This window comes from Geodermatophilus amargosae, from assembly GCF_900116515.1.
Taxonomy (GTDB): domain Bacteria; phylum Actinomycetota; class Actinomycetes; order Mycobacteriales; family Geodermatophilaceae; genus Geodermatophilus; species Geodermatophilus amargosae.
In genome coordinates this window covers 32,247-44,092 of record NZ_FPBA01000023.1, presented here as the reverse complement: position 1 = coordinate 44,092, position 11,846 = coordinate 32,247, and the positions used below count along the sequence as shown (strand labels likewise).

General features: G+C 76.5%; 14 protein-coding genes. 11 read left to right on the top strand and 3 right to left on the bottom strand.

The features are described 5' to 3' along the window. Positions 1–25 precede the first annotated feature (25 nt). From BM414_RS22620 to BM414_RS22590, 7 genes are read left to right on the top strand one after another with little or no spacing between them, the layout of a single operon-like run. A complete protein-coding gene (locus BM414_RS22620) occupies positions 26–1,051 on the top strand; it encodes a class I SAM-dependent methyltransferase (protein ID WP_093583212.1) in 1,026 nt (341 codons plus the stop codon). After that, complete coding sequence (locus BM414_RS22615) at positions 1,048–2,046, top strand: Gfo/Idh/MocA family protein (protein ID WP_245784916.1); 999 nt, start codon at positions 1,048–1,050, stop codon at positions 2,044–2,046. The genes BM414_RS22620 and BM414_RS22615 overlap by 4 nt, the downstream gene beginning before the upstream one ends. After that, the gene (locus tag BM414_RS22610; RefSeq protein WP_245784915.1) at positions 2,043–3,002 is read left to right on the top strand and encodes an MBL fold metallo-hydrolase; all 960 of its coding nucleotides are present in this window, start codon (positions 2,043–2,045) and stop codon (positions 3,000–3,002) included. The genes BM414_RS22615 and BM414_RS22610 overlap by 4 nt, the downstream gene beginning before the upstream one ends. Continuing rightward, positions 2,999–4,477, top strand: a complete 1,479-nt coding sequence (locus BM414_RS22605) for a YcaO-like family protein (RefSeq protein WP_093583210.1) — start codon at positions 2,999–3,001, stop codon at positions 4,475–4,477. Before BM414_RS22610 ends, BM414_RS22605 begins: the two co-directional genes overlap by 4 nt. After that, positions 4,474–5,310 (top strand): sugar phosphate isomerase/epimerase family protein, encoded by an 837-nt coding sequence (locus tag BM414_RS22600; protein WP_175551742.1) that lies wholly within the window; start codon positions 4,474–4,476, stop codon positions 5,308–5,310. The genes BM414_RS22605 and BM414_RS22600 overlap by 4 nt, the downstream gene beginning before the upstream one ends. Then, a complete protein-coding gene (locus BM414_RS22595) occupies positions 5,307–6,515 on the top strand; it encodes a glycosyltransferase family 4 protein (RefSeq protein WP_093583208.1) in 1,209 nt (402 codons plus the stop codon). The genes BM414_RS22600 and BM414_RS22595 overlap by 4 nt, the downstream gene beginning before the upstream one ends. A gap of 10 nt (positions 6,516–6,525) precedes the next feature. Then, on the top strand, positions 6,526–7,248 hold the full coding sequence (locus BM414_RS22590) for a PIG-L deacetylase family protein (RefSeq protein ID WP_093583206.1): 723 nt from the start codon (positions 6,526–6,528) through the stop codon (positions 7,246–7,248). Between the two features lie 114 nt (positions 7,249–7,362). On the opposite strand, the gene galE is transcribed toward BM414_RS22590, so the two are convergent. Beyond that, entirely contained in the window at positions 7,363–8,331 is a 969-nt protein-coding gene (galE, locus tag BM414_RS22585; protein WP_093583204.1) for a UDP-glucose 4-epimerase GalE, read from the bottom strand. A 36-nt stretch (positions 8,332–8,367) separates the two neighbouring features. Further along, positions 8,368–8,646, bottom strand: coding sequence for a DUF1905 domain-containing protein (locus BM414_RS22580; protein WP_245784914.1), 279 nt, complete (start codon positions 8,644–8,646; stop codon positions 8,368–8,370). A gap of 146 nt (positions 8,647–8,792) precedes the next feature. On the opposite strand from BM414_RS22580, the gene BM414_RS22575 reads away from it, so the two are divergent. Continuing rightward, positions 8,793–9,041: a thioredoxin domain-containing protein gene (locus BM414_RS22575; protein WP_093583200.1), complete on the top strand. Its 249-nt coding sequence runs from the start codon at positions 8,793–8,795 to the stop codon at positions 9,039–9,041. A 67-nt stretch (positions 9,042–9,108) separates the two neighbouring features. Further along, positions 9,109–9,945 (top strand): VOC family protein, encoded by an 837-nt coding sequence (locus BM414_RS22570; protein WP_093583198.1) that lies wholly within the window; start codon positions 9,109–9,111, stop codon positions 9,943–9,945. 4 nt (positions 9,946–9,949) lie between these two features. Here the strand turns inward: BM414_RS22570 and BM414_RS22565 are convergent, their stop codons facing one another. Then, positions 9,950–10,591 (bottom strand): maleylpyruvate isomerase family mycothiol-dependent enzyme, encoded by a 642-nt coding sequence (locus BM414_RS22565; protein ID WP_217644884.1) that lies wholly within the window; start codon positions 10,589–10,591, stop codon positions 9,950–9,952. Positions 10,592–10,968: 377 nt separating this feature from the next. On the opposite strand from BM414_RS22565, the gene BM414_RS22560 reads away from it, so the two are divergent. Both BM414_RS22560 and BM414_RS22555 read left to right on the top strand, forming a co-directional pair. After that, on the top strand, positions 10,969–11,499 hold the full coding sequence (locus BM414_RS22560; RefSeq protein ID WP_093583196.1) for a hypothetical protein: 531 nt from the start codon (positions 10,969–10,971) through the stop codon (positions 11,497–11,499). 150 nt (positions 11,500–11,649) lie between these two features. Next, a complete protein-coding gene (locus BM414_RS22555) occupies positions 11,650–11,844 on the top strand; it encodes a hypothetical protein (RefSeq protein WP_093583195.1) in 195 nt (64 codons plus the stop codon). Positions 11,845–11,846 lie beyond the last annotated feature (2 nt).

The window sequence follows — 11,846 nt, the reverse complement described above, 5'->3', positions numbered from 1 at the left end:
CGCGCGGGAGCGAACCGGTGAGACCGTGACCGGCCTGCTCCTGGACGCGCCCGTCGTCGACGGGATCCCGTTCGCGCGGGCCGGCCGCGACGACCTGCGCGCCCGGGTCGGGGAGCTGCTGGCCGCCGGCGAGACCGACCGCGCCCGCGTGCTGCTGCTGGCCGACGCCGACGACTGGTGGACCGAGGCGCCGCCCCCGCCCGAGCAGCTGGCCCGCGTGCCCGCCGCGCGCACGCTGCGCGAGGCGATGGAGCTGCTCGGCATGGGTCGCGTGGCCGACTACTTCGCGCACCGCTGGTCGGACCCCACGCACCTGGCCGGCCTCGCGCTGCTGCAGCAGCACTGGCCGGGCAGCAGGCCGGTCGTCGACGTCGCCTGCGGCACCGGCGCGCACCTGCGCGAGCTGTCCCGGCGCGGGGTGCGCGACCTGCTCGGCGTCGACGTCGTGTGGGCCAAGCTGTGGCTGGCGCGGCGGTTCGTCTGCCCGGAGGCGCGCTACGTGTGCGCCGACCTCGCCGCCGCCCCCGACCTCGCCGTCGGCCGGCCGGCCTACGTCATGTGCCACGACGCCTTCTACTTCCTGCGCGACAAGCCGGCCGCCGCGGCCGCGATGCGCGCGCTGGCCGGGGACGGCGGCACCGTCGTCGTCGGGCACGCGCACGTGGCCGACCCGCACGGCGAGCCGCTGACGCCGGAGGGCTACGCCGAGGTGCTCGGCACCGGCCTGCTCTACGACGACGAGGAGCTGACCCGCTCGCTGCTGGAGGGCCGGCCGCCGCGGCCGGCCGCCCCCGCGGACCTGCACGCCAGCGAGGCGATCGCCCTGGTGGCCGGCGACCCGCTCGCGCCCGCGCCGGCCGACCTCGGCGAGCCGCTGCCGCCGCTCTCGCCCAACCCGCTCTACCGCGACGGCGCGCTCACCTGGCCGAACGGGCGCTACGCCGCCGAGTACGGGCCGCGGTCGTCGTACCTGCCGGAGCGCTGGCCCGACCCGCTGCCGGCCGACGCCGCGCGCCGCCGGCTGCTCGTCGACCTCCCGGAGGCCTGGTGAGTGTCGGCTGGGGCATCGCCGGGTGCGGCTGGGTGGCCCGCGACCACGCGCTGCCCGCGCTGCTCGCCGTCGACGGCGCCCGGGTGGTGGCGCTGCACGACCTGGACCCGGCGGCGATGGAGCGGATGCCGGTCGAGGGTGCCGCCCGCACCACGGACCTGGCGGAGTTCCTCGGCACCCCGGGCCTGGACGCGGTCTACGTCGCGGTGCCCAACGCCGGGCACCGGCCGCTGGTCGAGGCGGCCGCCGCAGCCGGCAAGGCGGTGCTGTGCGAGAAGCCGCTGGCCGCCGACGCCGAGGACGCGCAGGCCCTGGTCGACGCCTGCTCGCGGGCCGGCGTGCTGCTCGGCACCGCCTACGACCAGCGCTGGCACCCCGCCCACGTGCGGCTGCGCGAGCTGGTGCCCGGGCTCGGCACGGTGACCGCCGTCCGGATCGTCTACTGCTGCTGGCTGCCCGGCGACTGGACGCCCGACGGCCGCCCGCACGACAACTGGCGGGTCGACCCGGCCCGCGCCGGCGGCGGCGCGGCCATCGACCTGGCCCCGCACGGCCTGGACCTCACCGGCACGCTGCTCGGCGAGGACGTCACCTTGCTGTCGGCGCTGCTGCAGACCCGGGTGCACGACTACGGCGTCGACGACGGCGCGCTGCTCACGGGCAGCACCGACGGCGGGGTGCTGGTGAGCCTGCACGTCGCGTTCAACACCCCCGACGCGCTGCCCCGCCGCCGCCTCGAGGTGGTCGGCACCCGTGGCATGGCGGTGGCCGTCGACACGATGGGCCAGACGGCGGGAGGCTCGCTGACGCTGTACCGCCCCGACCCGGTGGACGTGCCGTTCGCCGACACCCCACCGTTCGAGGCGCAGTTCGCCGCCTTCACCGACGCGGTCGCCGGCCGCGGGCGGGTGGGGACGGCATGGCCGTACGACGCCGCCCGCGACCTCGCCCTGCACCGCCTGCTCCTCACCGCTCTCTCCGGAGGAACCCCGTGAGCCCGCCCGACGTCCCCGGCTCGATCGACCGGACCACCGACCCCGCCGCCGACGACGGGGCGCGGCACGGCACCAGCCAGGTCGACACCAACCCCTACCGCGGCCTGCTGCCCGACCTGCCCGCCTACGCCTGCACCAACTGCGGGCACTGGCAGCGCTGGCCGGCGCCCGGGCCGCTGGTCTGCCCGGTCTGCGCCGACGTCCGCAACGCGCTGCCCGAGCACGGCTTCGAGTTCGTCACCGACAAGCAGGCCGACGAGCTGGTCACCGGCTTCTGGCGGCCCGCCCCGGTCGACGGCGTCACCGAGTTCGGCACCGAGCCGCGCTTCGGCCTCGACAGCCGCGGCTGGGTGATCGAGAGCGACGTCGGCCTGGTCGGCTTCGAGTGCGCGCCCTGGTACACCGCCGACATGCTCGCCGAGCTGCGACGCATGGCGGAGGCGAAGGGCGGCTTCCCGGTGCTGGCGTCGAGCCACGTGCACGGCTACGGCGCGCTGTGGCAGCTGCAGCAGGAGCTCGAGCCGCGGGTCGTCTGCGTCAACGTGCACGACCTGACCTGGACGAAGGCCTTCCGCGTCACCTGGCCGGCCGACGACGTCCTGGAGCTCGCCCCCGCACTGACCCTGCACCGCACCGGCGGGCACTTCGCCGGGCACTCGGTGCTGCACGACTCCCGCCGCGGGATCCTCTTCTGCGGCGACTCGCTCAAGGTCGACCTCTCCCCCGCCGGCGAGCCGGTGGCGCTGAGCGCGCACAAGGCGTTCCACGCGCAGATCCCGCTCTCGCACGGCGAGCTGCGCGAGATGCTCGCCGTCGTCGCGGAGCTCGACTTCGGCACCGTCGCGACGCCGTTCGAGATGGTCCCCGGCGTCACCACCGACCACGTCGTCCACCTGGTGCAGCGGCTGCTGTCCGGGCCGCCGGACGCCGCTCCCGTCGCGCTGGCCGAGCTGTGACCGCGGTCGAGACGACGCCGTCGCAGCGGTACCGCGACTCGTTCCCCGTCCCGGTCGAGGACTTCGCCATCGAGGGCATCGACGTCCTCGAGGTGCCGCTGCACTCGGCCGTCCTGCCGCCCTCGGAGCTGCACCCGGGCGGCAGCGGCCTCGGCTACGGCGCCACCCGCGAGGAGGCCCGCACCGGCGCGATGGGCGAGATGGCCGAGATGGCGCTGTCGCTGCGCGCGCACCAGGGCGTCTCGCGGGAGCAGGGCTCGTTCGCCGAGATGACCCGCCGGCACGGCCGCGACCGCGTCGCCGACCCCCGCGAGCTGTGCCTGGAGGCGGGCAGCCCGTACGACGACGACCGGCCGCTGCAGTGGCTGCCGATGACCCGGCTGCGCGACGGCGAGCGGGTGCTCGTGCCCGCCGAGCTCGTCGCGTCAGCACCCGACGACCTGCCCGGTGACCCGCCGCCCGCCGGCTGGCTGACCACGGTCATCACCAACGGCCAGGGCGCGGCGTTCGACGCCGACCGCGCGGTCACCCACGCGCTGCTCGAGGTGCTGCAGCGCGACGGCAACGCCACGGCGTTCCGCGCGATGGACCGCGGCGTCGTCGTCGACCTCGCCGGGCTCACCGATCCCGACGCGCTCGCGCTGCTCGACCGCCTCGACGGCGCCGGCATCGACGTCGTGGTGAAGCTCGCGACCACGGACTTCGGCGTCGTCGACGTCTACGCCGTCGGCTGCTCGCGGGACGGCTCGGAGCCGGTGCCGGTGATGGCCACGGCGTGCGGCGAGGCGGCGCACCCCGACCGCGACACCGCCGTCCGCAAGGCGCTGCACGAGTTCGCCTCGGCCCGCGCGCGGAAGGCGTTCATGCACGGGCCCTTCGACGTCGTCCTGCCGGCCACGCCACCGGGCTACCTGGAGCACTGGCGCGGCGGGCACCCCCCGGAGCGGCTGGTCGAGGAGGACCGCGCGCTGCAGGCGATGCTCGAGTGGACGCGCATGGGCACCACCGCGCTGGTCGACCTGCTCCAGGACACCGTGCTGTCCCGCCGGTCCACCGTGGCGCTGGCCGACCTGCCGGCGTGGTCCGGGGACGACCTGCACGCGCAGGTCACCGGCGCGGTGCAGGCCGCCGGCCACGACGTGCTGGTCGAACTGCAGCCCTCCGTCGGCGACGCGGTGGCCGCCAAGGTGCTCGTGACCGGCCTCGAGGTGGAGACGATGAGCTACGGCCGGATCGGGGAGCGCGGCGTGCGCCGGCTGGTCGAGCACGACGAGGGCCTGGCGGTCGTGGGCGCCGACCCGGGCGGCTGGGCGCGGGTGCACCTGACCGCCGCGGCCGAGGAGCGCCTGGGCGGCCCGGCCTGGTTCGACCGTGCGGGCGCCGACCGGCGGGTGGGCGCGCTCTACGCGCTGTACCGGGAGCCGGGCCGGCACGTGGTCGCGGAGGTCCTCGCGTCCGAGGCAGCAGACTCGTGAGCCTGCGGTACGCGTACAACACCAACGGGCTGACCTCGCACCGGCTGTCCGACGCGCTGACCTTCCTCGCCGACTGCGGCTACGCGGGGGTGGCGCTCACCCTCGACGTCGTCCACCTCGACCCGTTCGCCGACGACGCCCACCGGCAGGCCGAGGCGGTGCGGCGGCGCTGCGACGAGCTCGGCCTGGGCGTGGTGGTCGAGACCGGCGCGCGCTTCCTGCTCGACCCGCGGGCCAAGCACGAGCCGACGCTCGTGACCGCCTCCGCCGAGGGACGGGAGCGGCGGCTGGCCTACCTGCGGCTGGCCTGCGACCTCGCGGAGGTGTTGGGCGCGGAGGCGGTCAGCTTCTGGGCCGGCGTGCCGAAGCCGGGGGTGGACCGCGACGAGGCGTGGGGCTGGTTCACGGACGGTGTCCGCGCGCTGGTCGGCAGCCACGGCGGCCGCTCCTACGCCCTCGCCGTCGAGCCGGAACCCGGGATGCTGGTCGAGGACTGCGACGACTGGGCGCGGCTGGCTGCCGAGGCGCCGGGCATCACGCTGGCGCTCGACACCGGGCACTGCGTCGTCGCCGGGGCGTACGCGCCGGAGGAGGCGGTGACCCGCTTCGCGCCATCCCTGGGCACGGTCGCCGTCGAGGGGATGCGCCGCGGGGTGCACGACCACCTGCCGCTGGACGAGGGCGACGTCGACCTGCCCGCGGTGCTGCGGGCGCTGCGGGACGCCTCCTTCGACCGGCTGGTGACGCTGGAGCTCTCCCGCGACGGGCACCGCGCGCACGAGATGGTGCCGCGCTCGATCGAGACGCTCCGGAAGGCCGAGGCGGCGGCGTGAGGATCTGCTTCGTCAGCCGGCGCTACTGGCCGGCGGTGAGCGGGATGAGCGTCTACGCGGAGAACCTGCTGCGCGAACTGGTGGCGCTGGGCCACGAGGTGGTGCTGGTCAGCCAGTACCGCGACGACGAGGCCGGCACGCGCGTGTACGGCGGCGGCCCGCCCCCGGCCGACCGCGTGCCCGCCGGCGTCGAGGTGCACGCGCTGCCCAGCCGCGGCGAGACCGTCGTCCCCGCCGACTGGGAGGGCGACATCGCGGAGATCGTGCGCACGGTGCTCGACCTGCACCGCGACCGCCCGTTCGACGTGCTGCACGCCCAGTACGGCTACCCGCCGGGGTTGGCGGTGCTGGCCGCCGCACGGGAGACCGGGCTGCCTGCGGTGGTGAGCATCCAGGGCGGCGACGGGCACTGGGTGGGCACCTGCTGCCCGACGCACGCCCACGCGATGCGGAGCGTCGTCGACGCCTCGAGCGCGGTGCTGATCGGCAGCGCCAGCTTCCGCGACGAGGTGGTGGGCAACCTCGGCTCGGACCCCGCGCGGTTCACGATCGTCCCGGGCGCCACCGACACCTGCCGGTTCACCCCGGCCGAGCGGCCGATCGGCTCGCTGCAGGACCCGCCGGTGCTGCTGTTCCACGGCCGGGTCGACCGCCGCAAGGGCGTGCTCGACCTGCTGGAGGCGCTGCCCGACGACGTGCGGCTGGTGGTCTCGGGCATCGGCCCCGACCTCGACGAGGCCCGCGCGCGGGCCGACGGGCGGACGACGTTCCTCGGCTACGTCCCGCCCGACGAGGCGCCGGCGGTCTACCGCTCGGCCGACGTCTTCGTCAGCCCCACCTACAGCGAGGGGTTCAGCAACACGCTGCTCGAGGCGATGGCCAGCGGGCTGCCCACGGTGAGCACCGACAGCGTCGGCGTCGTCGACTGCCTGCGCGACGGCGTGAACGGCCTGCTGCACACGCCGGGTGACGTCGCCGGCCTGCGGGCGGCGCTCGACCGGCTGCTCGCCGACGCCTCCCTGCGGGAGCGCCTGGCGACGGCCGCGCTGGAGGAGGTGCGCCGGCTGTACTCGTGGCCGGTGCTGGCCCGCTCCATCGACGACGTGTACCGCTCGGTGGCCGGGACGACGCCGTCCGCCGACTGGACGATGCCGCCGACGACCGACCTGTCCTGCCGGTTCCGGGCCGCGGCCCACCTGCTGTGAGGGTGCGCCCGTGAGGGTCGTGGCGGTCAGCCCGCACCTCGACGACGCCGCGTTCTCCGTGGGCGGCACGCTGGCCGCGCTCGCCGACGCCGGGCACGAGGTCACCGTGGCCACCTGCTTCACCCGCAGCGTGCCCGACCCGGCCGGCTTCGCGCTGGCCTGCCAGCTGGACAAGGGGCTGCCGGCCGACGTCGACTACATGGCGCTGCGCCGCGACGAGGACGCCGCGGCGATGGCCGTGCTCGGCGCCGACTCGCTGCACCTGGACCTGCCCGAGGCGCCGCACCGCGGGTACACCAGCGCGCCGGACCTGTTCGCCGGGGTGCACGACGGCGACGGCGTGTGGCGGTCGGTGTGCGGAGCCCTCGCCGACGTCCCGGGCGACCTGTGGCTGGCACCGCAGGCACTGGGCGGGCACGTGGACCACCTGCAGGTGCTGCGCGCGGTGGCCGCGCTCGACCGGCCGGTGCTGTGGTGGCGGGACTCGCCGTACGTGCTGCGCGAGCCGCACGCCGCGCCGGGACCGGACCTGCCCGCCGGGCTGACGCCACTCGAGCTGCCGCAGGACCTGGACCGGCGGGCCGACGCCTGCGCCTGCTACGCCACCCAGCTCGGCTTCCAGTTCGGCGGGCCGGAGCAGATGCGCGCGGCGCTGGCCGGACTGCCCGAGGTGCTGCTCGCCGACACCCGGGCGAGGGAGCTCGCCGGCTCGGTGGTGTCCCCGGCTCGGTAGTGCTCTGCCCACAGTCGTGGTCAGAGCACGAGCGAGCGGCAGGACGTGGTCCCGGCTCCCGCTCTCGAGCTCTGCCCACGGTCGTGGGCAGAGCTCGACCGCGCTCGGAAGGGGTCAGAGCGGCTGCAGGGCCCGCCAGGCGGTCCACGCGCTGGCGATCATCTCCCGCAGGTCGCGGGTGGCACGGAAGCCGAGGTCCCGGGCGATCCGGTCGACGGCGGCGACCACGCGCGCCGGGTCCCCGGGACGGCGGCCGGCCACCTCCGGCGTGGTGTCCCCGCCGGTGACCTCGGCGACGACGCGCAGCACCTCCCGCACGCTGCTGCCCTCGCCGCGGCCGAGGTTGTACGTGCCCCCGGGCCGGCCGGCGGCCAGCGCGCGGACGGCGGCGACGTGGGCGGCCGCGACGTCGGAGACGTGCACGAAGTCCCGCACCGGGCTGCCGTCGGCGGTCGGGTGGTCGTCGCCGAACAGCACCGGCGGCCGTCCGGCGTCGAGGGCCTCGAAGACCAGCGGCACGAGGTTGGCCGCACCCCGGTCGCCGAGCTCGGGCGCCGCGGCACCGGCCACGTTGAAGTAGCGCAGGCTCGTGGCGGCCAGTCCCCAGGCGGCGCAGTCGCGCAGCAGGTCCTCACCGGCGAGCTTGGTCCGGCCGTAGGGCGACAGCGGCGCGCGGGGCGTGTCCTCGTCCACCCGGTCGACGTCGGGCATGCCGTACACCGAGGCGCTCGAGGAGAACACGAACCGGGTGACGCCCTTGGCGCGGCAGCCCTCGAGCAGCGCGACCAGGCCCTCGACGTTCTCCGCCCAGTAGAGCAGCGGGTCGGCCACCGACTCGGCCACCTGCTTCCTCCCCGCCAGGTGCACGACGCCGGTGACGCCGTTCTCCCGGAGCACCCGCCTGACCATGCCGCGGTCGCGCACCGAGCCGACCTCCACCGGCACCTGGGGCAGCCCGGCCAGCCGTCCGGCGTCGCCGGTGGACAGGTCGTCGAGGACGACGACGTCCTCCCCCGCCGCCACCATCGCGTGGACGACGTGCGCCCCGACGTACCCGGCGCCCCCGGTGACCAGCCAGCTCACCCGCCCAGCCTGCCGTGTGCACCGCCGGACCGCGCGTCAGGACAGGCGCCGGCGCAGGTGGACCGTGACCTCCTGCCCGGCCCGGTCCTTGCCGATCGCCGAGCAGACGGCCTTCCGCAGGGGGAGCCAGTGCGGCCCCTCTCCCGACGGCATGCAGGTGGCGGCGAAGTCGTGGCCGTCGACGGTGCCGGTGACCTTCACGGCCCGGCGGGTGCCGAACAGCTCCGCGGAGCCGGGGACGGTCACGAAGGTGGCGAAGGCGCCGTCCTTCTCGATGGGTGCGGTGAACGAGGCGTCGATGTCCTGAGGGGTCACGGTGGGCAGACCGCACGCACCCGCAGGACTCATCGGGGTGTCCCGGGCGTCGCACCCGGAAGCGCCGGGACCGCGTTGCCCCCTCGCCGCCCTCCTGGGACCGTGACCGACACGGGGCCACCGACGCCGCGAGATCGGAGCCGTCCATGACCGACGAGGCCGTCACCGTCTACGTGGAGCCCGGCTGTCCCTTCGCCGCGAAGCTCCGCACGAAGATGGTGCTCGCCCGCGTCCCCCACCGGGCGGTGCGCTTCGCCGACGACCCCGAGGGCGCCGCCGCGGTCCGGGCGCACCACCCGGAGGGCTTCGAGGTCTCCCCCACCGTCGTCGTGGGCGGGGGGTACCTGACCAACCCGAGCCTGCGCGAGGTCCGCGAGGCGATGGCCGCCCGCTGACGCCGGGAACCGTCCCCGGGCGCCCCTACGCTGCCTCACCACCTGGACCCCGGTGGGAGGAGCGGTCGTGATCCGGACGTACCCGCACGGCGTGACCTGCTGGATCGACACCGAGCAGCCCGACCCGGCCGCGGCGGCCGCCTTCTACGCCGGGCTGTTCGGCTGGACGCTCTCCGACGCCGTGCCGCCCGGCGTCCCGGGCTCGTACCTGATCGCCACGCTGGACGGGCAGGACGTCGCCGCGATCGGCCCGGGCGGGGACCCGGGAGCCGGCCCTCCGGCGTGGCACACCTACGTCGCCGTCGACGACGCCGACGCGGCCGCCGCGCGGGTGCCCGGGCTGGGCGGCACGGTGGTCTCCGGACCCGAGGACGCCGGTCCCGGCGGCCGGACGGCGGCGTGCACCGACCCGCAGGGTGCGCCGTTCCGGCTCTGGCAGGCGCGTCGCCGTCCCGGCGCGCAGCTCACCAACACGCCCGGCACCTGGAACTTCTCCGACCTGCACACCCCCGACCGGGCGGCCGCCATGGCGTTCTACGGCCCGCTGTTCGGCTGGCGCGACGCCGACATGGCCCAGGACGCCGGCGTGATGCTCCAGGTGCCCGGCTACGGCGACCACCTGGCCGCCACCGTCGACCCGGGCATCCACGAGCGGCAGGCGTTCGCGCCGCCCGGGTTCGCCGACGTCATCGGCGGGCTGCTGGTCACCGCCGGCGAGCCGGCGCACTGGCACGTCGTCTTCACCGTCACCGACCGGGACGACAGCGCGGCCACCGCCGAGCAGCTCGGCGCCACCGTGCTGCGGTCGACGGAGGACACCTGGACCCGCACCGCCCTGCTGCGCGACCCGCAGGGCGCGGAGTTCACCGTCAGCCAGTTCGCCCCGCCCGACCTCGGCGGGTGAGCGGTCAGCCCGGCGAGCCGGCGGCGAGCCGCTCGGCCGCGCGGCCGGTCAGCCGCCCTGCGGGCTGACGGCGGCCGCAGACGGCGAGCAGCAGGTCCTGCGCGCGGCCCTCGACCACCTCACCCTCGCCGTAGGACCACTCGGCGTCGGTGGCCCGCAGCCGCACGCCGGTGAGGTCGACCCCGAAGAGGCGCAGCTGTTTAGGCCGCAGCCCGGAGAGGACGAGGGCGCACCGTTCCGGCGACGCGTGCCGCTCGTCGAGGCCGAGGGCGGCCGACACGTCGAGGCCGTGGATGACGTCGTGCGACAGCGCCCCGAGCGGGCCGCCGCCGGGCGGGGACCACTCGTAGTCGATGTTGTCCCGCAGGGACGTCAGCAGCTCGTCCGCGGACAGCTCGGCAGCGTCGCGGCGGGCGGCCCGGTCGGCGAAGCGGTCGAAGCTGCCCCGCGCCCGCAGCATCCCGCGCAGCACCGCCCCGGTGGAGTAGCGGAAGGGCATCGTGGTGTGGGCGAGCACCTCCTTCGCCCGCCAGCCGGAGCACAGGCTCGTGGCGTTCCACTGCTCGTCGGTCAGCGACCCGTAGAGCGCCACCTGCTCGCGCCGCTCGGCCGCCGTCGCCGCGCGGATCTCCTCGTCGGTCGTCACGCCGTCCCCTCGTCTCTCGTGCCCCGTCGCAGTGCAGACCGCGCCGGTGCCCCGGACTCATCGGTGCCGCTACGGTGCGCCCGTGCGCGGCGGGGCGGGCAGGACGACCGGCAGCGACCGGTCTCCTGGGGGAACCCCGGGGCAGCAGGTCATCGCCACCATCGGCACCACCCGCCGGACGGCGCGTTCCGCGCACCTCACGGCGACTCCCACAGGGAGCGGCTGCCCGCTCCGCCGCACACCCCGGTGACGGCGCCGCGGCAGACCGCCGCGACCGCCTCGGGCATCGCCACCGCCCTGCTCGCCGGGCCGTGGCGACGGCGCGAGGCGGTGCGCCGGGTCGCCGGGTCGCTCGGGCTCGCCGCGCGCCGCGTTGGGTGGGCGCCCTGGTCGGGGAGGTGCTGCTCCCCTACCGCGAGGCCCCGGCCGACCGGCCGCGCGAGCTCGCCGCCTTCCTCACGACCACGGTCGGCTGGGAGCGCGGCCAGGCCGCCGAGGTCCCGCCCCGGGTCGTGCGGCGCGCCCCGGTGCCCACCCGCGTGGTCCGCCGGAGCGCCGGCGTTCCCGAGGTGCCCGACCTGGCTGCGCTGGCCTGGCTGCTCGACGTCGACCAGGGCGAGCTGGCCTGGTTCGCCGACGTCCGCGGCCTGGAGCGCACCGCGCCGGACGAGGCGCTGCGGCACTACCGCTGGCGAGTCCTCGAGCGCCCCGACGGCGTCCGCCTCGTGGCCGTCCTGTCGATGGACCTCGAGTCCTTCTTCGCGAGCGTGCCGGCGAGCCGGGTCTCGGGCGTGCTGCAGGGCGTCGCCGGGCTGACCGAACCGGTCGCGCACGGCGGTCACCGGCCTGGCGACGACGGTGGTCCCCGCCGCCGTGTGGCGCCGCGTGCCGGTCCCCGCCGACCGTGACCGGCACGCCCGGCTGGGCCGCCGGCTCGCCGCGCCGCACCTGCCGATCGGGGCGCCGACCTCCCCGGCGCTGACCTTCAGCGGCGGCCGCGGCCTGCGCTGCCCCGCCCGGAGCGCGACGCGCTGCGCGCCCTGCCGCACAACTGCGCGGTGCACGGCTGGCGCTCCCAGGTGCGCGACCGCGACCCCGCGACGTTCCGCGAGCACGTCCTCGGCCGGGTGGCGTGGGCCGGGTCGGTCGACCCGGTGCTCGGCGCCCGGCTGCGCGACCTCGCCGCGCGTCGACTGGGACGCCCCCGGGACGGCATGATCGCGGGCGTCCCCCTGCTGACCTCCGAGAGGTGACC